The following is a 24,432-nucleotide window of genomic DNA, read 5'->3' as shown; positions in this document are numbered from 1 at the left end:
GGCCGTACCCGCCGGACGGCGCGCCGCACTCGGCCGTACCCGCCGGACGAGTTGCCGCACCCGGCCGTACCCGCCGGACGGGTCGCCGCGCTCACCCGTACCCGTCGAACGGGTCGCCGCGCTCACTCGTACCCGCCGGACGGCATCCCGTGCCCGCCGGACGGCATCCCGCATCCGGCTCACGGCATCCGGTCGCCGACCAGTGCCAGGTTCTCGATCGCGGCGAGGCCGTAGAGGGCGGTGTCGTTGGTGTAGACCCAGTTCGCCTCGCTGCCCGGGACGAGGGTGACGGGTCCGGTGACCTTCTCCGTCTTCCAGGGGGCGGACTCCTTGTAGCCGTCGCTGTTGTAGAACTTCTCCCACGCCCGCTCCGCCAGCTTCGCGTCGCCGCTCTGCACGGCGGCGTACGCGTCGAGCCGTGAGTGGCCCTGGAAGAGGAGGAGCGAGCCGAAGTCCTTTCCGTAGCGGGCGCGTTGCTCGGCTTTGGTCGCGTTGAAGAAGCGGCAGTAGTCGAGGTACGCCTCCTTGAATTCGGGCATGTCGACGAGGTCGATGAGCTCGGCGCACAGCTCGTTCAGGCCGAAGACCGCCGAGAGGTGGGAGACCCCCACCTTGGCCTCCTTCTCGACGGCGAAGCGTCCGGTGTCGAGGTCGTAGAGACCCGTCCCCTGGACGAAGCCGTTGGGCTGGGCGGCGATCGTCTCCATCGTGGACAGGACGCGCGCCTTCGCCTTTGCCGCCTTGGGCCCGCCGCGCTCCCACTCGGTGAGCCAGGCGGACACCAGCCCGCTCCAGTCCGTGCCGAAGCCGATGGACAGGGCGTGCCGGTCCGGGGTGTACAGCTCGGTGCGGATCTTGCGGATGGGGTCGAGGGCGAGGAAGGTCTCGTCGGAGTCGACGTTGGCGTGCATGAGGTCGCCGGTGCGTTCGTCGGCGGTGAGGAAGTAGTAGATGCGGCGGTACGTGGTGTTGGCGATGCGCTGCTGCTTGGCGCTGTCGGCGTAGTGCTGGATGCCGTGCCGGGTACCGAGGCCCGCCCATTTCCCCAGGTGGTAGACGTCGACCTCGCCGGTGTGGCGGGTCATGGCCTCGGCGAAGCGGAAGATGTCGGCGCGGCCGGAACGGAGATAGGCGTACCAGAGCCAGAGGTCGGGGGAGAGTTCGGAGTTGTCCCAGGCGTAGCCGCCGACGTCGTACCGCCACTGGTGACGGACCGGGTCGTAGCTGTGCATGACGTCCCCGTAGTCCCAGAACCCGTACCACCGGCGCATGTCGACCTGGTCGCGGTAGTACGTGAAGAGGAAGTCGAGGTGGTCCTCGATCTTCGCCTTGGCGGGGGTGGACCGGTCGGGGGCGGCGAAGAGCCCGCCGAAGACCTTGGCGGCGATCAACTGGGCGGGCGGTGCGACGAGTTGGGGCGGATTACGAACCGTCTCGATCTCGCGGGCGTGGGTGGCGGGGGCCGGGGTGGACCCGTGTGCCCAAAAGTGGAGTTCGCTGGTGCGGGCGATGCCGAACGGGGTGCCGAAGCCGCTCTCGTAGTCCTCGTACGTGATGTTGAGGCCTTCGAGCTGCTCGGCGTAGGTGTCCTGGCCGAGGCCGTCGTGGTAGAACCGCAGGTCCATGGGCGGGGCCTCGGGCGACCAGAGCCACAGGGTGACCTCGGCGGCGTCGGTGTGGGCGCCCCGGACGTCGATCCCGGCCGGATGCTTCTCCCAGAAGTCACGCAGCCCGAAGGACAGCCCTCCGGAAGGCCCGCCCACGTACCCGTACCCGGAGGCCCGCCGTCCGCCCCCTGCCGCGATCCAGCCGTGCCCCCTCTTCGTCCGCTTGCGGAGGGTGAAGCCGTCGGCGGAGAGCTGGCTGAGGGTGTAGTCGCCCCACTCGGGGATCAAATGCAGGCGGGAGGTGACGCGCTGGTCCCAGGTGGCGGGGTCGGCGGTCTTCTGCCCCTCGAACTGGGCGTTCTGCACGGCGATCCCGGGATCGCGCCGCAGCCCTGTCACCCCCTTCACGGCTTCGCGCAGCAGCCCCGTACCGTCGCCGCCGAGCCGGACGTGCCGGTCGTACGAGGCGTCACGCATCGGGACGGTGAAACGGACGCCGAGCCCGCGCACGAAGTCACCACTGGCCTTGCCGGGTTCCTGCGTTCCGTCGTACGTGACCGTGTGCACCATGCGGAAGGATTCGCCGCCCGCGTAGAAGTAGAGCCGGACGGAGAAGGGCATCCAACTCCGCCTGCCCCGGCGGTGTTTGCCGTCGATGCGGACGACGGCGCGGACGGGCCCGCTCTGCTCGACCTCGGTCTTGGTGAGGACGCTCTCGAAGCGTTCGGTGGCTGTGCTGGTGGTGCTCTGGTCCCCGTCCTCGATCTCCCCCTGCCGAAGCAGTACGAGACGGCCGTCGCGGGCGATCTCGGTACGGTCGCGGGTCACGGACTTGACGAGGGCGGAGCCGTTGGTGCCGAGGCGGGCGGTGATGACGCCGGTCGATATGTCGATGGTGCCGTGATTCTTGGTGACGGTGATCCGGTGGGTGGGCGCGGCCGGGGTCTCGTTCGGGGCGACCGGGCTGAGGGTGTACGTTTCGCCGGCCGGGGCGGGGGCGACGGCGTGCGCGGACCACTTCAACGAGCCGTCGGGCCACTGGGCGAGCGGCCAGCTCTGGACGGGGACGGGTTTGCCATCGGCGGTGATGAGGGCGAAGGTCTGGATCTTGGGGTGGGCACCTTTGGGCCAAGGAACGCCGAGGGTGGTGCCGGGGGTGGTGCCGGGGGTGGTGGGGTCCAGCCACTGGAGGGTGACGGGGCCGGCCCCGGCTTTGGTGTCGGCACCGGCGGCAGTTGCGGTGCCGGCCGTGCCTGCCGTGCCGGAGCTGAGGAGGGTGGCGGCGCTGGTCGCGGCGGTGGCCTTGAGGAGGGTTCTGCGGGGGAGGTCGGACATGGGGATCCTTTCAGGGGGTGGGTTGAGGGGTGTCGGAGTCCTGCGGTCGTGGGGGGGGCGCGGTCCGCGTGCGGGCCGCCCCCTTGCCCACCCTTCCCCAAGCTCTCGGCTCCGCTCGAGCAGGGGAGACCCCACTGCCCCCGGGGGGCGGCCCCGCTGCCCAAGAGGGCTCGGGGAGGCTTTTAGGGGCGCGGGGGTGAGGGGCAGTCTTTTAGGGGCGCGGGGAACTGCGCGACAAGCCACGACGCACCCGCACGAAGCCCACCGCCCAGCCACGAAGCACCCGCACGAAGCCCCCTGCCCAGCCGAGACGCACCCGCACAATGTCCCCCGCCACGCGGCACCCCGTTCGCCCCTCCCACCTCCCCTCCACCGCCACCGCCCCCGCCAGCACCGCCCCCAGCACCGGTACCGCCAACGCCCCGCCCAGGCGGGCCGATGCCGCCACCACCGCGAAGCCCGTGACCAGCAGCAGCGACCCCGCCGGGTCCCGTACCGTGCGGCGGGCCGCCGCGCGCAGCAAGGCCCACCAGGACGCTCCCGGCGCCCAGCGAACCGCCGCCCGCAGCCCGGCCACCATCGCGGTCAGGAAGGCGAGCGCACCCACCGCCGCCACCACGCCGCCCCCCGGCAGGCCCGCCCGTGCCGCCGACAGGTCGAGCCACAGCAGCCACACCGCGACGACCCCGGCCACGCCGACCGCCCATCCGCCGCGTACCGCAGCGACACTGAAGTCCGCCACGAACTCCCGTATCCCACCCGCCTCTTGGGCCAGGTGCCGCCGCAGGTGGCGGCCTCCTGCCGCCAGGGCGGCGGGGATCGTGACGACCGGCAGGGCGGCCAGCGCCACCCACACGCCGGTCAGCAGGCACTCCGCGAAGACGGCGAACCGGGCGCCGAATCCCGGAAAGAGCGAACGCCGGCCCACTCGCCCGGCCCGTGCCCCGCTCATCCCTTCAGCCCCGATGTCGCCATCCCGTCGATCAGATGCCGCTGGAAGGCGAGGAAGAACGCCAGTACCGGCAGCAGTGCCACCAGCGACATCGCGATCATGCCGCCGTAGTCGGCGACCGCGTCCTGGTCGACGAACATCTTCAGGCCGAGCGAAACGGTGTATTTCTCCGGCTCGTTGAGGTAGAGGAGCGGCCCCATGAAGTCGTTCCACGCATTGATGAAGGTGAAGATCGCACTCGTGATGAGGGCGGGCCGGCACAGCGGCAGCACGATCGACCAGTAGATGCGCAGGTGTCCGCAGCCGTCGAGGCGGGCCGCCTCGTCCAGTTCCTTCGGCAGACCGCGCATGAACTGCACCATGAGGAAGACGAAGAAGGCGTCCACGGCCAGGTACTTGCCGAGCAGCAACGGCACCATGGTGTTGATGAGTTCGAACTTCTGGAAGAGCACGTACTGCGGAATCATCAGCACGTGGAACGGCAGCAGCAGCGTGCCGATCATCAGACCGAAGAGCAGATTGCGGCCCGCGAAGCGGATCCTGGTGAAGGCGTACGCGGCGAGCGAGCAGGAGACGAGGACGCCGACGACCGAACCGACCGCCAGGACGGTGGAGTTGACGAAGAACGTCGACACGGGGATGTCGGCGATCCCCTTCGCCAGACGGGTGTAGTTGTCGACGATCGGGTCGGTCGGGAAGAGCTGGAGGCTGCCGATGATCTCGTCGCCGGGTTTGAGCGAGCCGCCGATCACCCACACCACCGGATAGAGGACGACGGCGAGCACGGCGAGCGCACCGAGGTGCCAGAGGAGGGAGCCGCCACGTTTGCGCGGGGCACGGGCGCCGCCCCGTACTCGTACGGGTGGGGCTGCGGTCGTCGGGACCACCGGGGCCGTCGGGATCGTCGGGGTCGTCTGGGTCATCGGGCGTTCTCCTCGTAGTGCACCCAGCGCTTCTGCGACCAGAACAGCACCGCCGTCACCAGGCCGACCGCGATCAGCAGCATCCAGGCCATGGCGGAGGCGAAGCCCATCCGGCTGTTCTCGAAGCCCTGTTGGTAGAGGTAGCAGGTGTAGACGAGCGTGGCGTCGGCCGGGCCGCAGGGGTTGCCCTGGCCGCCGAGGATGTAGGCGGAGCCGAAGATCTGGAAGGAGTGGATGGTCTCAAGGAGCACGTTGAAGAAGAGGACGGGGGAGATCATCGGCAGGGTGATGTTCCAGAACCGGCGCAACGGTCCCGCGCCGTCGACGGCCGCGGCCTCGTACAGCTCGCGCGGTACTTGTTTGAGGCCGGCGAGGAAGATGACCATGGGGGCGCCGAACTGCCAGACGGTGAGGGCGACCAGGGAATACAGGATCCAGTCGGGGTCGCCGACCCAGCCGCCGACGTTCAGCCCGAAGAGCTGTTGGGTACGGTCGACGACCGCGTCGTCCGAGAACAGGGCCCGCCACACGATCGCGATGGACACGCTCGCACCGATCAGCGAAGGGGCGTAGAACGCCGCCCGGTAGAAGGCCTGCCCGCGCCGGCTCTGCGCGAGAAGCAGCGCGACGCCGAGCGCGGCGGCGAGCTTCAGCGGGGTGCCGATGACGACGTACTTGGCGGTGACCGCGACGGACTGCTGCCAGCGGGGATCGGCGAACATGTCCTGGAAATTCTTCAGGCCGATCCACTGGGGGCTGTCGAAGAGGTTGTAGTCGGTGAAGGCGAAGTAGAGGGAGGCTGCCATGGGACCGGCGGTCAACAGGAGGAATCCGGCGAGCCAGGGCGACATGAAGAGATAACCGGCAAGATTCTCGCGCCGCCGGGTCTCCAGGGCGTGCGTCATGGGGGGCCTTTCGGGCGGGGGAACAGGGGGACGGCGCGGCCCGGGACATGGCCCGCCGCAGGCGCGGGGCGAGGGCGTGCTCCGCTGCCCAGGAAGGCTAGGAGGCTAAGGGGCAGTCATTTAGGGGCGCGGGGAACTGCGCGACCAGCCACAACGCACCCGCACGACGACCCACCGGCCCGCCCGCACCCCCACGACGCCCACCGCCCACGAGGGCTCGGACCCTCACGCACTCCCCAACGCCACCCCCGCCTCCGCAAAAAATTTACTCGCCGCCTCCCCCGGCGAAGCCTTCCCCAGGCTCATCTCCGTGGCCAACCGCATGAAGGTCGACTCGACGACATCCGCCCCCGCCGGATGCGGAGTAATCGGCTCCAGCACACCCGACCCCGCGATCTTCGTCTCGTACGCGGCGATCTGCTTGCTCACCCTGTCCGTCGGCCGGAACGCCTCGAACTGTGCCTTCGTCGCGAGGACTCCCCGGTCGTATCCCATGATCCGGCCGACCTCCGGGTCGTGGACCATGAAGTCGATGAAGGTGGCGACCTCCTTGGGGTGCTTGGTGCGCCGCGTGCCGCTGAGCATGAGCGAGCCGAGGTACTGCCCGGTGCGCTTGCCGTCGACAGTCGGTATCGGCGCGATGGCGTACGCGCTCCTACCCTCCGCCGAGTACCGCACCGCGAAGTTGTCCCAGGTGAACTCCCCGGCCGAAATCCCGGCCGCCGTCGCCGACTTGGGCTTGAGCTGCTCGACGCGCTTGGGTGCCGCGTACAGCCCGGAGCGGGTGCGCTTCATCGCCTCGGTCCACTCGGCGACGAGGTCGCTCTCCTGGAAGCCGAGGCCCTTCTCGGTGAAGAAGGCCTTGCCCTTCTGACGGAGAATCAGGTCGTAGTAGTACATGATCCCGGAGGGGCCCGCGTCGCCCGCCACTCCCGTCCTCGCCTTGATCTTCTCCAGGCCGGCCGCCCAGTCCGCCCAGGTCCAGCCGTGTTCGGGGGTGACGCCCGCCTTCTCGTAGAGCTTCTCGTCGACGATGTAGCCCATCGAGTTGGAGCCGACCGGCAGGCCGAGCAGCTTGCCGTCGATCTCGGCGAACTTCTCAAGGCCGGAGCGGAATCCTTCGGTACGGAGGTTGCCCGCCTTGACCTGGGGGCCGAGGTCAAGGAGCACGTTGCGGGCGGCGTACTTGCGCAGGAAGGTGACGGCGTTCTGGATGACGTCCGGCGGATTGCCGCCCGCCGCCTGAGTGTTGAACTTCTTCCAGAAGTCCTGGTATGGCTGGAAGTCCGTCTTGACCTTGATCTTCGGGTGCTTCTTCTCGAAGAGCGCGATCGACTGGTTGATCTTCTTCGCCCGGTCGTCGGCACCCCACCAGGCGTACCGGATGGTGACCGGCCCGCCACCGCTCCCCGAGCCGCCGGTTCCACCACCGCAGCCGACGGCCGTGCTGCCGAGGCCCAGGGATCCCAGCGTGACACCGGCCGCCTTCAGGATGGTCCGCCGCTCAACTTGCCTGTGCGTGCCCATGGTTGAACCCCTCGCCACATGATTGAATCGTTTTAGGGAAGCGCTTGCCGAGGAAATGTACGAGTGCACTTCTGACCCGTCAACGGTTTACACGTCGTTCGTTTGAAACGATTCGATCGCACCTGGCGCGCCAAACCCTTAGCACACTCTGTTCGAAATCCCGGACACTGGGCCACACTTCGAACGGACTGTACCCAACCCCCTTGCCGAAGTCTCTGCCGGAACAGAGGCTGTTCACCGACCCATGCGACCTAGGAGCCCGATGTCCACGCTGCCCCTCTCGTACGTCGAAGACCCCGGCCCGGGGACCGGCGCGCTCCCTCCGCGCGCCTGGTACGCCACGTCCGACGCCACCCGCCTTTCACTGAACGGGAGTTGGCGCTTTCGGCTGTCAGAGACTGCCGACGCACACGACGATTCCTTCGCCGCACCCGGCCACGACACGACCGGCACGGACACGACCGGATCGGACACGACCGGCACGGACACGACCGGTACGGACACGACCGACTGGGACCGCATCGAGGTGCCCGGCCACTGGGTCCTCCAGGGCGACGGCGCGTTCGGCGCCCCGGCCTACACCAACGTCACGTACCCCTTCCCGGTCGACCCGCCGCACCTACCGACCGCGAACCCGACCGGCGACCACCTGCGCACGTTCGACCTGCCGGACGACTGGCAGCTCAACGACGGCACCGGAGCCCGCACTGAGGCCGTCCTGCGCTTCGAAGGCGTCGAGTCCTGCGCCCGCGTCTGGCTCAACGGCGAGGAGCTGGGCGACTTCAAGGGCAGCCGCCTCCCCCACGAGTTCGCGGTCGGCCGGCTCCTCAAGCCCGCGGGCAACGTCCTGGCGGTACGGGTCCACCAGTGGTCGGCGGGCTCGTACCTGGAGGACCAGGACCAGTGGTGGCTGCCCGGCATCTTCCGCGCGGTCACCCTCCTGCACCGCCCCGCCGGGTGCGCGGGCGACTTCTTCGTCCACGCCTCGTACGACCACACCACCGGGACCGGCACCCTGCGCGTCGACTCGGACGTACCGGGCCGGGTGACCGTCCCCGAGCTGGGGCTCGACCTGGCGACCGGTGAGAGCGCGACCGTGCCCGTCGCACCGTGGACGGCCGAGACACCCCGCCTGTACGACGTCGAGCTGGCGGTCGTGGGCGAGCGCGTGCCGCTGCGCGCGGGGTTCAGGACCGTCGCCCTGGAAGGAGGTCTGATCAGGGTCAACGGCCGCCCGCTGCTCTTCCGCGGCGTCAACCGGCACGAGTTCCATCCGCGTACCGGCCGCACCGTGGACCCGGCGACCATGCGCCGCGACATCGAGCTGATGAAGCAGCACAACATCAATGCCGTCCGCACCTCGCACTACCCTCCGCACCCCGAATTCCTCTCCCTCTGCGACGAGTTGGGCCTCTGGGTGATCGACGAGTGCGACGTCGAGACCCATGGCTTCCAGGAGCAGGCCTGGCGCGACAACCCCACCGACGACGACCGCTGGACGCCCGCCCTCCTTGACCGCGCCGCCCGCATGGTCGAACGCGACAAGAACCACCCCTCGATCATCATCTGGTCGCTCGGCAACGAGGCGGGCACGGGACGCGGCCTGACCGCCATGGCGCAGTGGATCCGCTCCCGCGACTCCTCCCGGCTGCTGCACTACGAGGGCGACCGGAGCTGTCGCGACACCGACATGTACAGCTTGATGTACCCGCCGCACGCCGAGGTCGAGCAGATCGGCCGCGGCCTGGACGGCGGCCCGGCCCGCCGGCGCCAATTCCCCCTCATTCTCTGCGAGTACGCACACGCCATGGGTAACGGCCCCGGCGGGCTCAGCGAGTACCAGCGCCTCTTCGAAGCCCACGACCGGCTCCAGGGCGGTTTCGTCTGGGAGTGGATCGACCACGGCATCGAGCACCCCACGCTCGGGCACGCGTACGGCGGCGACTTCGGCGAGGAACTGCACGACGGCAACTTCGTCTGCGACGGACTCCTCTTCCCGGACCGCACGCCTTCCCCCGGGCTCATCGAGTACAAGAAGGTGATCGAGCCGGTACGCATCGAGGGCTACGGCCCGTCGAACACCGCAGAGGCACCCCACACCGTCCGGATCACCAACCTGTACGACTTCGCCGATCTCTCCCACCTCGCCTTCGAGTGGTCGTACCAGGTGGAGGGTGAGACGGCCGGCACCGGCCCCCTGACGGTTCCGCGGCTGCTGCCGGGCGAGTCGGCGGAGGTCAAGTTGCCGTCCACGCCCACCGCGTCCGGCCCTGAGACGGAAACCCAGTGGACGGTACGGGCCCTCCTCGCCCAGGACACCGCCTGGGCGCCCCGCCAACACCCGGTCGCCTGGGGCCAGTTCGCCGACCGCCCCGCCCGCCCCGCACCGGTCGCCACCGGGAGCCGTCCGCGCCGCGACAGCGGGCTGATCACCCTGGGCCCCGCCTCCTTCGACGCGCTCACCGGCGCACTGCGCACCGTCGGCCCCACCGAGGTCACCGGTCTGTGCCTGGACGTATGGCGGGCCCCGACCGACAACGACAACGGCGCCGCCTGGCAGCCCGACACCCGCTACGGTCAGCTCTGGCGCGAGCTCGGTCTGCACCGGATGCAACACCGCGTGGATGCAGTCGAGTTGACGGAGTCCGCACTGACGGTACGGAGCCGGGTCGCCCCCGCCGGCCGCGACCTGGGCCTGCGTACCGCCTACCGCTGGACCTCCGACGGAACCCGCCTCTCGCTCACCGTGTCGGTCACCCCCGAGGGGAACTGGACGGTGCCCCTCCCCCGACTCGGCATCCGTTTCGCGTTGCCCGCGTCGTACGGATCCGCGCAGTGGTTCGGCGGCGGACCCGGCGAGGCGTACCCGGACACCCGGGCCGCGTCGACGGTGGGAAGGTGGCGGGCATCGGTCGACGAGCTGCAGACTCCGTACGTACGCCCGCAGGAGAACGGCGCACGGGAGGATCTCCGCTGGGCCCAACTCACGGGCGACGGCGTCGGGTTGCGGATGGAGGGCGACCCGCACTTCGCCTTCACCGCCCGCCGCTGGACGACGGAACAGCTGGACGCCGCCGCCCACCTCACCGACCTCCGCCCCTCCCCCGACCACATCTGGGTCAACCTGGACCACCGCCGGCAGGGCATCGGCTCGCAGTCCTGCGGCCCCGGCGTGCTCCCCGCCCACCAACTCCACACCGAACCGGCCGGGTTCACCTTCACCTTCCTTCCCGTGGAGGGCTCGTGAACAGCACACCCCGCTCGGTGCCACCCCTGCCGGTCGTACTCGCCGGGGCCCGTGGCCACGGCCGCCGGCACCTGGAGAACATCCACCGCCTAGAAGCGCTCGGTCTGGTGCGCCTGGCCGGGATCTGCGAGCTGAAGCCACTGGCCGAAACGGAGCTGGAAGGGCTCTGCGATCCCGCCCAACCCCCAGCCCAGTCAGCGGACTTCGGCCAGCTCCTCGACACCACGGGTGCAAGCGTCGCCGTCCTCTGCACGCCGCTCCACACCCATACCGACCTGGCCCTGACCGCTGCCGCGCGCGGGGTCCACGTACTTCTCGAAAAGCCGCCGGCCCCGTCGTACGCGGAGTTCGCGCGGATGGCCGACGGAGTGCGGGCGGCGGGCACGGTCTGCCAGATCGGCTTCCAGTCGCTGGGCTCGCACGCGCTACCCGCCGTACGGAAGCTGGTCGCCGACGGGGCGATCGGCGAGCTGTGGGGCGTCGGCGCGGCGGGAGCCTGGGCACGGGACAGCGCGTACTTCACCCGGGCCCCGTGGTCGGGCCGCCGCAGGCTCGACGGAGTGGACGTGGTGGACGGCGCGCTGACCAATCCGCTCGCCCACGCGGTGGCCACCTCCCTTGCGCTGGCGGGGAGTTCGCTCGCTCAGGACGTCACCGCCATCGAGACGGAACTCTTCCGGGCGCACGACATCGAGTCCGACGACACGTCCTGCGTACGAGTGTCCACGGCACGCGGCGTCCCCGTCACGGTGGCCGCCACGCTCTGCGCCGGGGAGCCCTGCGCACCGTACGTCGTCGTGCACGGCAGCCTCGGCCGGATCACCTTCTGGTACACGGAGGACCGGGTGCGGGTGGAGCGCGACGCGGACCCCTCGGCGGACACCTACGGGGACACCTCGGCGGACGCCGGCGGGGACACCTCGTACGAGATCTCGTACGGCCGGACCGACCTACTCGAAAACCTGGCGGGCCACTTGTCCCACGGCGAGCCGCTGCTCGTGCCGCCGGAGAGCACGGGTGCGTTCATGCGGGTCGTCGAGGCGATCCGGACGGCGCCCGACCCCGTCGCCCTCCCCCCGTCCGTGTGGCGGACCGGCCCCGGCGAGGCGGCTCCGCGCCGGATCGTCGACGGAGTGGAGGCCCTGGTCGCGGCGAGCGCCGACACTCTCTCCCTGTACTCCGAACTGGGCGCCCCGTGGGCCCGGCCTACCGAAGCGGGCACCTCGTGAACTCCTCGCTCATCCTGCGCAGTTCGGGGCACGCACTCGCCCGCTACCTCCACCGGCCGAGCGTCGCGGCGGGGCTCTCGCCGCGCCCGTACCTCCACCCGGTCTGCACGCTCGCCGGTGTCCGGGTGACGGAGGAACTGCCCGAGGACCACCCGCACCACCTGGGGGTGGGCGTCGCCGTGCCCGACGTGGACGGGATCAGCTTCTGGGGTGGCAGCACGTACGTAGCCGGCCAGGGTCCGCGTTACCTCGACAACCACGGGGTGCAGGAGCACCGGGGCTGGCTGCAACGTGAACCGGACGCCTTCACCGAGGACTTGAGCTGGTGTACGGGAAGCGGGCCCGAGGCGCCGGAGCTGCTGCGCGAGCGCCGTAGCGTCGCAGTCATCGAACTCGACGCCCAAGCCTGGGCGTTGGACTTCTCCTTCGCCCTCACGAACACCCACACCACCGGCCGTACGGTTTCGTTCGGCAGCCCGGCGACCAACGGGCGCCCCGGTGCCGGATACGGCGGCTTCTTCTGGCGGGCCCCGAAGGAGGCGAAGCCACCCGAGGCGTTCACGGCGGCGGGCCGCGGCGAGGAGTCCGCACACGGAGCCCGCGCGGACTGGGTGGCGATCACGGGCGGAGACGGTACCGGCGGGGGCGGGCTCGACTCTGGCTCTGGCTCTGGCTCTGGCCGCTGGACGCTCGCCTTCGCCGGGGCCACGGAGGCGACGCGGCACGACCCGTGGTTCGTACGGACGTCGGAGTATCCGGGAGTCGGCTCGTCCCTGGCCTGGTCGGAACGCCTGCAGGTGGCCGCCGGGGAGACGGTGGCACGGCGGGTGGTGACCGTGGTCGCGGACGGACGCCCCGACCGCGACGCGGTGGCCGCGTACGTGGCGAAGGCACTGGCCCTCACCCTTCCCCTTGCCGGGATGTCCAACTCGCCCTGCCCAGAAGCCCCTTGACGTGCCCCACCAACCCACCCTGTACCTCGCGGGAGACTCGACCGCCTCCTACTCCTGACCCCGGTGGAACGCCGCTCACCCGGCGCCCGGTCGTCTACCGGACGCTGCTGGACCCGGCGGCGCTCGCGCGCCGGCGGGTGCCGGACGGCATGAGCACGGTCACTTCGCGAGGCTCGTGCCGGACGAACAGGTCGTGGAGGTGCTGGAGTTCGAGACCGCGGACCCCGCTCTGCGCGGCACGATGACGATGACCACCACGCTCACCGATAGCCCTCGTTCCACCGGCCCCGTCAGGGACTGTTCAGGTACGTGAGGACGGCCAGGACGCGGCGGTTGCCGCTGTCGTCGTCGGTGATGCCGAGTTTGCCGAACAGCGAGGTGGTGTATTTGCTGATGGCGCTGTCGCTGAGGAAGAGGCGTCGGGCGATGGCCTGGTTGGACAGGCCTTCGGCCATGAGGCCGAGCACGGAGTGTTCGCGTTCGGTGAGCCGGTCGGTGAGCTGGCCGAGGCGTCGGTTCGAGGTGCCGCTGGACAGGAGTTTGGCGATGACGGCGGGGTCCATGGCGGTTCCGCCGCCGGCGACGCGTTCCAGGGCGTCGATGAACTGGTCGGCGTCGAACACGCTCTCCTTGAGGAAGTAGCCGGTGCCGCCCGCGCCGTCGGCCAGGAGTTCGCGGGCGTAGAGCTGCTCGACGTACTGGGAGAGGATCAGGACCGGCAGTCCTGGCAGTTCGGTGCGTGCGGCGAGGGCGGCGCGCAGGCCCTCGTCCGACTGGGTCGGTGGCATGCGGACGTCGATGACGGCCACGTCGGGCCGCCAGGTCAGCAGCGCTTCGAGCGTCTCGGGGCCGGTGGCCGCCGTCGCCACCACCTGGTGTCCGTACGCCTCGATGAGGCGGACCATCCCGTCGCGCAGGAGGTAGAGGTCTTCGGCTACAACGATTCGCATGGGACCACTATCCTCGCGCGGGTCGGGCCGCCTGCCGGGCTGGTGATCTCCAGGGTGCCGTCGAAGACCGCGAGACGGCGGCGCAGGCCGTCGAGTCCGCCGCCGGGGCGTATGTCGGCTCCGCCGCGGCCGTCGTCCTCGACGTCGACCACGAGGTCGCCGGGGCCCGTGTGCTCGCGGGCGAGGGAGATCCGCGCCCGGTTCGCGCGGGCGTGCTTGACCGCGTTGGTCAGCAGTTCGGCGATTCCGAAGTAGAGGGCGGACTCGATCGGCGGGTCCAGGTGCGGCGGTACGTCCTGAGCGCTCACCTCCGTTTCCAGCGCGCTGTCCAGGGCCAACGCGCGTACGGCGTCGACGAGTCCCCGGTCGTTGAGTACCGGCGGGTTGATTCCCTGGACGAGTTCGCGGAGCTCGGAGAGGGAGCCGGCGGCAGCCTTCCTGGCCTCCCGCATCAGGGCCCTGGCCCGCTCGGGGTCGGCTTCCATCAGTTTCTCGGCGGTCGCCAGGGAGAGCCCGAGTCCGACCAGCCGGGCCTGCGCCCCGTCGTGCAGGTCCCGTTCGATCCGGCGGATCTCGGCGGCCTGCACGACCGTGGTGTCCGCGCGCTGGGCCGTCAGCTCGTCCACCCGATCCGCCAGCAGCATCGCGGGCGACGGGCGCAGGAAGCGTACGGCCACCGGTTCGGCGATGCGCCAGGCGTACGGGGCACCGGCCACGGCCACAGCCAGGCCGAGCGCTCCGGCCGCCGACAGGACGGGCGAGGGCAGGGCGGGCCAGGGCAGGGCGAGAGCGAGGACCGTGACGGCGGCCCCGGCCGGCGGCACCGCCGCGACCAGGCCTGCGATGAACGGGGCGATCGCCGCGAAGCGCAGGTCACGCCAGTTGGCCGGATCGCGGAGACGGATCCGCCACCGCTGGTCGAGAAGGGCGTCCCGGCGGGTGCGCTCGTAGGAGAAGCCGTTCCACCAGTGGCCGGTGGACAGGCGCACCACCGGTGCGGCCTGCCGGTACCCGGCGGGCACTGCCGTGCCCGTCCACCTCGCCACCAAGTGGCGGAACATCCGGCAGACCGGCCGCGAGAGCAGGAGCGCGCCCCCGCCCGCCAGCAGGGTCACCGGCAGCCACGTCCACGGGTTGCCCACCCCCCACCGGATCGCCAGCACCACGGCGCCGGCCCACACGGCCGGCACCGCCATGCTGACCCCCACCACGGCACACGCCCGCACAAACCCCGTGCACACGCTCGCCGCCCACGAACCCAGCTGTCCCATTGCTCTTCCTCCGCCTGCCGACGCCTGCCGTCCGGTGCTCCCACTGTGCACCGCACGCAGCCCGCCACCACCCTGACCGGCCGGGGAGTGGGTCTACCCCCACCCACCTGTGGGTCCAGACGGATACCGCGCCGGCCGGGTGCTTCGTAGCGTCGGTGAGCATGGAAACCAACCAGCACACCACGAACGGGCCGGCCCTCCTCAACAGCTCCCGCACCCAGAAGGCCTTCGGCACGGCGAAGAACAGCTTCAAGATCTACGGCGCCCTCAGCACCGCCGCCCTCCTGGGGGTCGTCGCGGTGGCGGGCAGCGGTCATACGGTGAACACGTTCATGTGGGTCCGGGCGGCCCTGCTGCCCGTGGTCGCCGTGCTGCTCCACCGGCTGACCGTCTCCGCCTCCCGGGGGTCTCGGCGGGCCTTCGAGCGCGTGAGCGCCCTCACCGTCATCATGCCGCTCGCGATCATCGGCGTCGATCTGATCCCGGGTGTCTGCCCGCCGTGGTACGCGGTGATGCAGGCCGTCTGCATGCTGCCCGTCGTCGGAGCCGCGTTCCTCATCCGTGGCTCCGCGCTGCGCACCGCCTTCCCCAAGACGCGCTGAGCGCGCGCCTCCCCCTCCTCCCCGCTCAACGCCCCCGCTCAGTACGCGACGGGCCAGCCCGCTTCCCAGCCGAGCCTGTTGATGCCCAGCTTCGGTGTCCCGTCGTCGGCCCCGGGTCGATGGCGTTGTGGTCGCTGACGGAGCCGGTCGCGTACACGAGGCCGTGGTCGGTCCAGCTGCCCGCCTGGCCGGTGCGGGAGGTCGCGAGGCCGATGGCGGAGGTGTGGGAGCCGAAGGAGGAGACCGAGTAGTACATCCAGTACTGGCCGCGCCGGTACGAGATGTCCGGCGCCCAGACGTCCGAGGTCGGCGAGTACCGCTCGGCTCCTTGTAGGGGGGCAGAACCTTGTGAAGCAGCGGTGGCAGGGAAACTCAGGCCAGCCGGATGACGTTCCAGGACAGCGGTTCCAGTACGGCGCTCAGTACGCCGTCCGCGAGCGTGGTGCCGGTGGCGGAGTGCGGGGCGACGCGCTCGGGGTCGGCGAGGGTGTTGCGCGCGTCGGGGTCCTCGTCCGCCAGGGCGCTGTGCTCGACGACCTCGCTCAGCTCCAGCCCGTGCAAGGCGACTTCGAGGGGCAGGGGCTCGGTCTGGCTGCGGTTCACCGCGAAGACCGTCACCGTCCCGTCCTCGCCGCGTACCGCCGTCGCGTGGAGCAGCGGCACCTCTCCGTAACTCTTCGTCTCGTACGTGGGCGAGTCGAGCCGTACGTCGAGGACCTGCCCGCGCCCGTGGCGGGCGGCCTGGGCGAACGGGAAGAAGGTGGTCTGGCGCCAGGCGGGGCCGCCGGGCTCGGTCATGATCGGGGCGATGACGTTGACCAGTTGGGCGAGGCAGGCGACGGTCACGCGGTCGGCGTGCCGGAGGAGGGCGATGAGGAGCGAGCCGAAGACGACGGCGTCGGTGACGGTGTAGCTGTCTTCGAGCAGGCGGGGCGCCTCGGGCCAGTCGAGTGGGGCTGCGGCGGACTCCTCGGCGAAGCGGCGCTGGTACCAGACGTTCCACTCGTCGAAGGAGAGGTTGATCTGCTTCGTCGACTTGAGGCGGGCGCCGATGTGGTCGCAGGTCGCGACGACGGCCTCGATGAAGGTCTCCATGTCGACGGCCGAGGCGAGGAAGGAGTCGCGGTCGCCGTCGATCTCCTCGTAGTAGGCGTGCAGGGAGATGTGGTCGACGAGGTCGTACGTCTCGGTGAGCACGGTCGCTTCCCAGGCGGCGAAGGTCTCCATGGCGCGGCTGGAGCTGCCGCAGGCCACGAGCTCGACGGCCGGGTCGATCTGGCGCATGGCGCGGGCGGTCTCGGCGGCGAGCCGTCCGTACTCCTCGGCGGTCTTGTGGCCGGTCTGCCAGGGGCCGTCCATCTCGTTGCCCAGGCACCACAGGCGGATGCCGAAGGGTTCCTTGTCGCCGTGGGCGATGCGGCGGTCGGAGAGCTCGGTGCCGGCGGGGTGGTTGGCGTACTCCTGGAGTTCGAGCGCTTCGGCGACGCCGCGGGTGCCGAGGTTGACGGCCATCATGGGCTCGGCCTGCGGGCCGACCTTGCGGAGGAAGTCCACGTACTCGCTGAGGCCGAAGCGGTTGGTCTCGGTGGAGCGCCAGGCGAGGTCCAGGCGGCGGGGGCGCTGCTCGGCGGGGCCGACGCTGTCCTCCCACTTGTAGCCGGAGACGAAGTTGCCGCCGGGGTAGCGGATGGTGGTGGCGCCGAGTTCGCGGACGAGGTCGAGGACGTCCTCGCGCAGGCCGGATGCGTCGGCGGTGGGGTGGCCCGGTTCGTAGATGCCGGTGTAGACGCAGCGGCCGAGGTGCTCGACGAAGGAGCCGAAGAGGCGGGGGTTGACGGTGCCGACGGTGAAGGCGGGGTCGAGGGTGAAGCGGGCGGAACGGGACATGGGTGTGCCTTTCACATGAGCTGCTTACCGAGGGGGACTTGCCGAGGGTGAGGGCGGATTTGTTGTCCGCGGACAACGACTCGGGGTCCTTTGGTTGTTGTCCGCGGACAACAACTCGGGCTCTGTTACTGCCCGGCGAGACCGGTGTGGGCGATGCCGCGCACGATCTGGCGCTGGAAGAGGGCGAAGACGACCAGGAGCGGGAGCCCCGCAATGACGACGGAGGCCATCATCTGGGCGTACCGCACGCCGTAGCTGGACTGGACGTTGACCAGGCCGACGGGGAGCGTCATGCCGCCGGGGTCGGTGGTCACGAGGAACGGCCAGAGGAAGTTGTTCCAGGTGGAGATGAAGGTGAAGATCGCGACGGCGGCGAGGATCGGCCGGGACAGCGGCATGACGATGGTCCAGAAGACCCGCCACCGTCCCGCGCCGTCGACGAACGCGGCCTCTTCGAGCTCGCGCGGCACCCCGTCGAAGAACTTCACCAGGATGAACACCATGGCGGGCACGGCCACTTGGGGAAGGATCACACCCCAGTACGTGTCGACGAGCCCGAGCGAGACCATCTCCGCGAAGAGCGGGGCGATCAGCACCTGCGGCGGCACCATGATCCCGGCGAGGACCAGGCCGTACAAGATCCGTTTGCCGCGGAAGTCGGTGCGGGCGAATCCGTACGCCGCCATCGCGCACAGCACGACGGTCAGCAGGGTCGTGACGACCGATATGTAGGCGGAGTTGAACATCCACTGGCCGAGGTCGCCGGACTTCCACACCTGGCGGTACGCGTCGAGGGTGAGCGTGGATCCGATCCACTCCAGCGGTGTCTTCGTCGTCTCGCCCTCGGGTTTGAGGGAAGTAGCGAGCGCCCAGGCGATCGGCACCACCCACACCACGACGAGCACGAGGGCGACGACGAGCATGCCGACGCGGCCGGGGGTCCAGCGGGGGCGCCGGCCGGTGGCGGCCTCCCACGCGGCTGCGCTCATCGGGAGTTCTCCTCGCGGTGGCGCCGGGACAGCCGCAGCTGGACCAGCGAGACGATCAGGATCAGGGCGAAGAAGAGGTACGAGACGGCGGAGGCGTAGCCGATCCGGTAGCCGGTGAACCCGGCGTCGTACACGTACTGGAGGATCGGCCGGGTCGACTCGTCGGGGCCGCCGCCGGTCATGATGTAGATCTGGTCGAAGACCTTCAGCGAGGCCAGCACCTGGAGGACGACGACCACTCCGGTGGTACGGCCGAGCATCGGGAGCGTGATGTGCCGCAGCCGCTGCCTGGGTCCCGCGCCGTCCAACTCCGCTGCTTCGTAGAGGTGTGAGGGGATGGCCTGCAGTGCGGCGAGATAGAGCAGGAAGTTGAAGCCGACCGTCCACCAGAGTGTGGTGAGGACGATGGAGAGCATCGCGTACCGCTCGTCCGTCAGCCACCCGATCCCCGGGTGGAGTCCGACGGCGGCCAGCGCCTGGTCGGCGAACCCGAAGTCCGACGGGAAGATCACCCACAGGAACAGCAGACCCACCACCCCCGACGGCAGCAGGAACGGCGCGAACCAGCTCAGCCGCCACAGCCACTGCACGAATCGCAGATGGTGCGCGAGCAGTGCGAGGACCAGCCCGACCACCACCAGCGGCACCGTCGACAGGACGGTGAACCACACCGTGTTCCACAGCGAGGCCCATACGTCGGGGTCGCCGATGGCCTCCACGTAGTTGTCGAGGCCGACGAACTCCGCGCCCGTACCGGCGATGTTCTCGCTCCGCACGCTCATGCCGAGCCCGGAGACCAGCGGCCAGAGGAGGAAGAGTGCGTACGTGAGGAGGAAGGGCGCGACGAAGACGAGGCCGTGCTCGGTCCAGTGGCGGTGGATGCGCGCGGGCGGGGCGGCGGCGGGCGGAGCGGTCAGCGCGACGGGCGCCTCTTCGGTCATCGTCATGCGGACGCACCTCCGAACGGATTGGGGGTGTCGAGCAGGGTCCGCAGCCGGGACTTGGCCTCGGCAAGCGCGTTGCGGGGCGTCCGGGAGCCGGTCAGCACCCCGGAGAAGACGGCCCCCAGCTCGATCCACAGCGGCGATGCCGACCCGGCGAACCACGCGGGTTCGTCGAGTACCACGTCGTCGATCACCGACCGGTACTCCGACTGCGGCGTCAGCAACAGGTAGTCCGGCTCCTTGAGCACGGGCAGATAGGCAGGCACATGACCGCCCTTCGCCCACTCGACGCTGTTCTTGAGCATCCAGGCGACGAAGGCGTGCGCGGCACGGTTGCTCTCGCCGCCGCGGTCCTCCTGGTGCGGAAGTACGAAGGAGTGGCAGTCGGCCTGCACGGTGGCCCGCCCGAAGAGGTTCGGCACCCGTGTCACGGAGAACGGCAGTCCGGTGGCGAGGAAGGAACTGATCTCCCACTCCCCGTTGAGGAAGAACCCGGTCTTCCCGTTGTTGAACACCCCCACCGAACCGGGGTAGTCGACCCGTCGCACGGCGAGCCCCTCGGCGACGAGCAGGTGCAGGTACTCCAGCGCGGTGAGCGCCTTGGCGTCGTCGAGGGCCAGCGTCTTCCCGTCGGCCGACAGCACGGTCCCGCCGGTCTGCGAGTACAGCGTCGAGAACAGCCGCCAGGGTCCGATGACCCCGGCCCCGAGCGTCTCGGTCACGAGAGCGGGCTGCCCGGTGACCTTCTTGACGGCGCGCAGCGCGTCGACGAACTCCTCTGCGCCTTCGATGGGTCGGAGCTTCCCGTTGTCGCCGAGCAGCCCCGCCTTCTTGCACAACTCGGTGTGGTAGAAGAGCACCATCGGGTGGGTGTCGAACGGCACGGCGTACTGCTTCCCGCCGACCGCGCCGCGCTTCCAGATCCCCTCGGGGAAGTCCTCTTCCCGCACCCCGAACTCCCGCAGCAGCCCGAGGTCGAACGGATCCAGCAGCCGCCCCGGCGCGAACCCGGTCAGCCGCGCCAGATGCAGGGCCGCCACCTCGGGCGCCCGCCCGCCGGCCCCTGCCAGCCCCAGCTTCGTGTAGTACGGCGCACCCCACTGGAGGGTCGCGGCCTCCAGACCGATCTTCGGGTGCGCGGCCCGGAAGGCGTCGAGCATCTTCTGCATGTTGATGCCGTCGCCGCCACCGAAGAGGTGCCAGTAGCGGAGCCGGGTCTTTCCTGCGTCCGCGCCCGCACCCAGGGCCTGCGGAGCGGTGCATCCGGCTATCCCGGCGGCTCCGAGGGTGAGCGTGCCGGCGGCGGCGAGGCCGCCGATGCCGGTGAGCAGGCTTCTGCGGGTGGGCCGTCCCATGCCCCACCACCTCTCATGTTCGATATTTCGAATAGCGCTCGTGACTTCGAACGGGACCGTAGGTTCGAACCCGGGGAGCGTCAATGAGTTGCGCAGAGATTCGCTGAAAAGCCGATCACTGTTCGGAATGCCGGACGATTGGAAGATCCGCCTTACTCCGTGCCACGTCAGGCCGTATGCTTCGCGTGCTTCAACTGCACTTTTTTGTTGCCTGTGTTGGGGGGCACAGTGACGTCACCACACTCCGGCGGTCCTGCCGGGCCGGACCACGGGCCGGCCGTGCGTACCTTCGAGAGAGCCGTCGCCGCGTACGCGCAGGGGGACTTCGCTGCGGCTGTCGGCTACTTACGCCTGCTGGATCAGGGCGTTCCCCTGCCCGAGCACCTCGCCGCCGCGCACGCCGGCCTCCACGCGACGCTCGCCGCTCGGGCGAGGAACTGGGACCGCTGCTGCGACTGGTACATCGGCTCGCTCGCCCCGAGAGACCAGCAAGTGGCCGTTCCCGGAGCGGTGTTGTGCGGCACGGACGGCTGTGGCAGCCCGGACGGGTCGCACTGCGGCCAGTGCGGGCGAGGCGCCTGCCCCGCCCACGGCGTACGCAACAGCCAGCGGGTGCACCGTTGTGTCCCCTGTCTGAACGGAGCGCTGACCAACCTCGCCCACGCCGCCGTGCTCGCCGGGCGCACCGAGGAAGCCGTACGCGTGCTGCGTTCCTGGTCGCGCCGCGGTGACCCGTCGGCGGCGAGCGACCTGCTGAGGAGCCTCGCGCCCGAGGACGATGCCGATGACCCCGGCGGCGTCGAAGGGGTCCAGGGCGTCCAAGGCATCGAAGGCACAGGAAACGTACAGCGGACCGCGCCGCAGTTCCTCTCCCGGCAGCACGCGCTCGCCTTCGCGCTCCGCCAGGCACTGGGGCGGGGCGGGCTCTCGGAGTGGGAGCGCATCGGCCGTCTCACCGCCCGGGACGGCACGGGGCCCGTGTCCGAGCTGTACCGCCAGGCCGCCGCACGCGCGGCCCGCCGGCTCACGGCCGACGGGGAACATCTGCTCGCCCGGGATGCCTGGCTCCGCCTGTGGCGGTCCCGGCCGTTCGACCTCGACGTGGCGCACGGCCTCGGGGTGGCCGCCCTCCGGGTACTGGCCTCCGGGGAGTCCCTCACGGCGGGCGTACGTGCGGCAACCATCCGTCAGGCCACGGCCTGCTGGTCGGCCGTACTGCACTCGCCCGCCCACCGGAAGGCCCTGCGGGAGGCCCTGCGGGAGGCCGGCCGGGAGGAGTTCGACGACGGCGTGTGGACGACCGCCGTCGAGTCCCTTCGTACGCACATCACGCAGTTGCTCCAGGACGAGGACCGTGCGGCGGGTCACTCCCCCGCCCGGTCCCTTGAGCTGAAGTGGCGGGTGGAGTGCGAGGCTGCGAGCCGCTGGACCGGGCTCCCGCCGGCAGTTGCTCCCGCCACGCCCGCGCCGGAGTTCTTCTGCGGGCCGCTGTACCTCGACGAGGTCGCGTCGATCAGTGCGGACTGGGCCCGGCGCATGAGGGAGGTACGGGAGAACATCCCGCTCGCCGGCCCGTTCGCCGCACTGGAAACGCCTTCGCTGGCCGAACTCTTCGCCCCCGAGGCGGCGTTGGCGACCCTCCTGAGGGAGGGAAGGTGGCAGGAAGTGATCAGCGCCGTCGAGGAGGCGGGCGAAGGACGGCCCGCCGCCCAGAAGATCCTTTCCGCCGCCCTCGTCCGCCGGGCCCAGGAGTACGCGAAGGGCAAGCGGTGGACCGAGGCCCTCCGGGACTTCGAGCAGGCGCAGGAGACCGGGCAGGACGTCGCACCGTACGCCGACCTCATCTGCCGTGCGGCCGTGGGAGCCGGAGCGACCGTACGGGGGCAGGTCAAGGTGGCGAACACACAAGCGGGACTGCTGGAGCGCGCACTCCAACTGGCTCCCGGGCACGTGGAGTTGATCCGCAACCTGACCGCGGTCTCCCTCCGTCTTGCCGACCAGGCCGAGAAGTCCGGCCGTCGGGAAGAGGCCGAACGGCGCTATCGGCGCGCCGCCGAGCTGTCCCCGAAGGACCGGCAGGCGGCCGACGGGCTCGCCAGGAACCAGCGGAGGTCCGGGCGGCTCCTCGCCGACATCCTGTACGCGGACTCCCTCCGCAAGGCCCGCGAAGGCTCACGCGCCAAGGCGCTCGCCCTCATGAGGGAGGCCGCCACCTGCATGAAGGGGGTCGCGGACGAACGGTTCTCCGGGGAGTACGCGGCGACCGACGTGGCCCGTGGACTGTGGCGCGCCCTGGTCCCGTACGACGCCTCGGACGAGGACAGCGTCCGTGCGTACGCGGAGACGCTGTGGCTGTCGATCTCCTACCAGCCCATCGAGGAGACCTCCGGGGCCGGGGCCACCGGGACCCCCGGGCTCTCCGACGCCCTGGCGCTACTCGCCGGTCACCTGCTGCGGCGGGACGCGTACGAGGAGGTCGTCGCGCTCGGGGAACGCTGCACGGGCGCGGAGGGAAGTCTGAAGAGTTTCCACGCCGTTCTCGCGGACGCCCACGACCGGCGGGCGGAGCACCGCCGGAAAGCGGGAGACAGGACGGGGGCCTACAAGGACGCGCAGACGGCCCGAAGACTGAGGATTTCTGTACAGGAGAAGCTCTTCGACCTCGACTCTCCCGAAGGCTCGTGATGGCGCAGACGAATCGACCCGACGACAACCGGCCGGGCGAGAACCAACCGGACGAGAACCGGTCAGGCGAGAACCGACCGGACGAAAACCGGTCCCCCGCTTTCGGCCCCACGGCGTACGACGTACTCGGTCTGGAAATCGGGGCCGACGCCAAGGCCGTCAGAGCAGCGCGGCTGAAAGGGATGGCCGATCCGAAGAAGCGCAGCAGCGTCTCCCGGGCGGCGAACTCCCTCGCCCGGCCGAGCGGCAGGCTGGGTGCCGCGCTGCTCACCCCGTTGCTGGGATCGCTCTCGGAGGAGGAGCTGAACTGCCGGGTGTCCGACGCGGCTCGCGAACTCCTGGCCGGCCTGCCCCCGCTACTGCCCGAAGCGGACCGCTTCGGCCCGTTCCCCAGGAGCGATACGTGACCACTGAGCAGAGCGCCGAGCAAACCGCCGAGCAGGCCCTTGAGCAGACCGCCGAGCAGACCGCCGAGCAGTCGTCCAAACAGTCGACCGAACAAGAGCGCCGGATCAAGCAGTTGACCTTCCGCGCCCAGGCGCTCGAAAACCGGAAGGCCGCGACGGAGCGCACCCTCCGGAGCCTCCTGGAAGGGCTCCTGACGGTGGACGACATCCTGACCGACGCGGTGCAGCGTGCCGCCGGGAACGGCACGGAACCCACGCGAGTCGTACCCGCCCTCTTCGAGGAACAGATCGGTGCCGCGCACCGGGTGCTGCGCCAGCAGCTGCTCGCCGCGGGTGTCGAGCCGATGGATCTGGTGGGGAGCAAGGCGGTGCCGAGCATCTCCCGAGTGGTGGCCGAGGAGCCCCGGGCGTCCGTGCCGGCCGACACGGTCCTCGAAGAGCGGGTGACCGGCTTCTACGCGGACCGCGAAGTGCTCCGGGAGGCCGTGGTCGTGGTCGCCGTCCCAGGACCGGACCCGGCCCCCGCTCCCTCTGCAGCGCCTCCCACACTCCCCGTGCCCCCGGCCGCCGCACCGGAACGGCGCCAGCCCCGACGCCTCCCCCGGCACAAACGCCGCTCCCGCCGCCGCACCTGACCCCACCTGGCCGAGCCCGCGCCCGTATA

The 24,432-nt window shown here is 70.4% G+C and carries 18 protein-coding genes and 2 pseudogenes; 8 read left to right on the top strand and 12 right to left on the bottom strand.

The window, feature by feature from the left end; genetic code table 11:
- Positions 1-179 precede the first annotated feature (179 nt).
- The 5 genes and pseudogenes from AB0D18_RS31280 to AB0D18_RS31260 all read right to left on the bottom strand — a co-directional run bounded on the left by AB0D18_RS31280 (position 180) and on the right by AB0D18_RS31260 (position 7,249).
- Positions 180-2,942 (bottom strand): Tat pathway signal sequence domain protein, encoded by a 2,763-nt coding sequence (locus tag AB0D18_RS31280; RefSeq protein WP_362426072.1) that lies wholly within the window; start codon positions 2,940-2,942, stop codon positions 180-182.
- A 349-nt stretch (positions 2,943-3,291) separates the two neighbouring features.
- Positions 3,292-3,894, bottom strand: a pseudogene (locus AB0D18_RS31275) (hypothetical protein); the annotation flags it as partial.
- Positions 3,891-4,817 carry a carbohydrate ABC transporter permease gene (locus AB0D18_RS31270; protein WP_362426069.1) on the bottom strand — a complete coding sequence of 309 codons (927 nt, stop codon included), beginning with the start codon at positions 4,815-4,817 and terminating at the stop codon, positions 3,891-3,893. The pseudogene AB0D18_RS31275 and the gene AB0D18_RS31270, both read right to left, overlap by 4 nt.
- Positions 4,814-5,722, bottom strand: coding sequence for a sugar ABC transporter permease (locus tag AB0D18_RS31265; RefSeq protein ID WP_362426066.1), 909 nt, complete (start codon positions 5,720-5,722; stop codon positions 4,814-4,816). The genes AB0D18_RS31270 and AB0D18_RS31265 overlap by 4 nt, the downstream gene beginning before the upstream one ends.
- 225 nt (positions 5,723-5,947) lie before the next feature.
- Positions 5,948-7,249: an extracellular solute-binding protein gene (locus AB0D18_RS31260; protein WP_362426063.1), complete on the bottom strand. Its 1,302-nt coding sequence runs from the start codon at positions 7,247-7,249 to the stop codon at positions 5,948-5,950.
- 262 nt (positions 7,250-7,511) lie between these two features.
- On the opposite strand from AB0D18_RS31260, the gene AB0D18_RS31255 reads away from it, so the two are divergent.
- The 4 genes from AB0D18_RS31255 (at position 7,512) to AB0D18_RS31240 (ending at position 12,991) form a co-directional block, all read left to right on the top strand.
- Entirely contained in the window at positions 7,512-10,496 is a 2,985-nt protein-coding gene (locus AB0D18_RS31255; protein ID WP_362426060.1) for a glycoside hydrolase family 2 TIM barrel-domain containing protein, read from the top strand.
- Positions 10,493-11,725: a Gfo/Idh/MocA family oxidoreductase gene (locus tag AB0D18_RS31250; protein ID WP_362426057.1), complete on the top strand. Its 1,233-nt coding sequence runs from the start codon at positions 10,493-10,495 to the stop codon at positions 11,723-11,725. The genes AB0D18_RS31255 and AB0D18_RS31250 overlap by 4 nt, the downstream gene beginning before the upstream one ends.
- Positions 11,722-12,678 (top strand): PmoA family protein, encoded by a 957-nt coding sequence (locus AB0D18_RS31245; RefSeq protein WP_362426054.1) that lies wholly within the window; start codon positions 11,722-11,724, stop codon positions 12,676-12,678. Before AB0D18_RS31250 ends, AB0D18_RS31245 begins: the two co-directional genes overlap by 4 nt.
- A 175-nt stretch (positions 12,679-12,853) precedes the next feature.
- Entirely contained in the window at positions 12,854-12,991 is a 138-nt protein-coding gene (locus AB0D18_RS31240; RefSeq protein WP_362426051.1) for a hypothetical protein, read from the top strand.
- Here the strand turns inward: AB0D18_RS31240 and AB0D18_RS31235 are convergent.
- A complete protein-coding gene (locus AB0D18_RS31235) occupies positions 12,969-13,628 on the bottom strand; it encodes a response regulator transcription factor (RefSeq protein WP_362426049.1) in 660 nt (219 codons plus the stop codon). The two genes, AB0D18_RS31240 and AB0D18_RS31235, sit on opposite strands and share 23 nt — an antisense overlap.
- Entirely contained in the window at positions 13,613-14,899 is a 1,287-nt protein-coding gene (locus AB0D18_RS31230) for a histidine kinase (RefSeq protein WP_362426046.1), read from the bottom strand. The genes AB0D18_RS31235 and AB0D18_RS31230 overlap by 16 nt, the downstream gene beginning before the upstream one ends.
- Before the next feature lie 161 nt (positions 14,900-15,060).
- On the opposite strand from AB0D18_RS31230, the gene AB0D18_RS31225 reads away from it, so the two are divergent.
- Positions 15,061-15,501 (top strand): hypothetical protein, encoded by a 441-nt coding sequence (locus AB0D18_RS31225; RefSeq protein ID WP_362426043.1) that lies wholly within the window; start codon positions 15,061-15,063, stop codon positions 15,499-15,501.
- A gap of 112 nt (positions 15,502-15,613) precedes the next feature.
- Here AB0D18_RS31225 and AB0D18_RS31220 read toward each other — a convergent pair.
- From AB0D18_RS31220 to AB0D18_RS31200, 5 genes and pseudogenes are all read right to left on the bottom strand, one after another.
- A pseudogene (locus tag AB0D18_RS31220) lies at positions 15,614-15,805 on the bottom strand (family 43 glycosylhydrolase); the annotation flags it as partial.
- Positions 15,806-15,873: 68 nt separating this feature from the next.
- Positions 15,874-17,388, bottom strand: coding sequence for an alpha-N-arabinofuranosidase (locus AB0D18_RS31215; protein ID WP_362426040.1), 1,515 nt, complete (start codon positions 17,386-17,388; stop codon positions 15,874-15,876).
- A gap of 125 nt (positions 17,389-17,513) precedes the next feature.
- The gene (locus tag AB0D18_RS31210; RefSeq protein ID WP_362426037.1) at positions 17,514-18,377 is read right to left on the bottom strand and encodes a carbohydrate ABC transporter permease; all 864 of its coding nucleotides are present in this window, start codon (positions 18,375-18,377) and stop codon (positions 17,514-17,516) included.
- Complete coding sequence (locus AB0D18_RS31205; RefSeq protein ID WP_362426252.1) at positions 18,374-19,318, bottom strand: sugar ABC transporter permease; 945 nt, start codon at positions 19,316-19,318, stop codon at positions 18,374-18,376. The genes AB0D18_RS31210 and AB0D18_RS31205 overlap by 4 nt, the downstream gene beginning before the upstream one ends.
- 2 nt (positions 19,319-19,320) lie before the next feature.
- Positions 19,321-20,676 carry an extracellular solute-binding protein gene (locus AB0D18_RS31200; RefSeq protein WP_362426034.1) on the bottom strand — a complete coding sequence of 452 codons (1,356 nt, stop codon included), beginning with the start codon at positions 20,674-20,676 and terminating at the stop codon, positions 19,321-19,323.
- A 279-nt stretch (positions 20,677-20,955) separates the two neighbouring features.
- Here AB0D18_RS31200 and AB0D18_RS31195 point away from each other — a divergent pair, with 279 nt between their 5' ends.
- The 3 genes from AB0D18_RS31195 to grpE are packed head-to-tail and all read left to right on the top strand — an operon-like array spanning position 20,956 to position 24,403.
- Entirely contained in the window at positions 20,956-23,361 is a 2,406-nt protein-coding gene (locus AB0D18_RS31195) for a hypothetical protein (protein ID WP_362426030.1), read from the top strand.
- Complete coding sequence (locus AB0D18_RS31190; RefSeq protein ID WP_362426027.1) at positions 23,361-23,768, top strand: hypothetical protein; 408 nt, start codon at positions 23,361-23,363, stop codon at positions 23,766-23,768. The genes AB0D18_RS31195 and AB0D18_RS31190 overlap by 1 nt, the downstream gene beginning before the upstream one ends.
- Complete coding sequence (gene grpE / locus AB0D18_RS31185) at positions 23,765-24,403, top strand: nucleotide exchange factor GrpE (RefSeq protein WP_362426024.1); 639 nt, start codon at positions 23,765-23,767, stop codon at positions 24,401-24,403. Before AB0D18_RS31190 ends, grpE begins: the two co-directional genes overlap by 4 nt.
- Positions 24,404-24,432 lie beyond the last annotated feature (29 nt).

Origin of the sequence: Streptomyces sp. NPDC048442, from assembly GCF_040651475.1 — a bacterium.
Lineage (GTDB): Bacteria > Actinomycetota > Actinomycetes > Streptomycetales > Streptomycetaceae > Streptomyces.
This window is presented reverse-complemented; position numbering and strand designations above follow the sequence as displayed.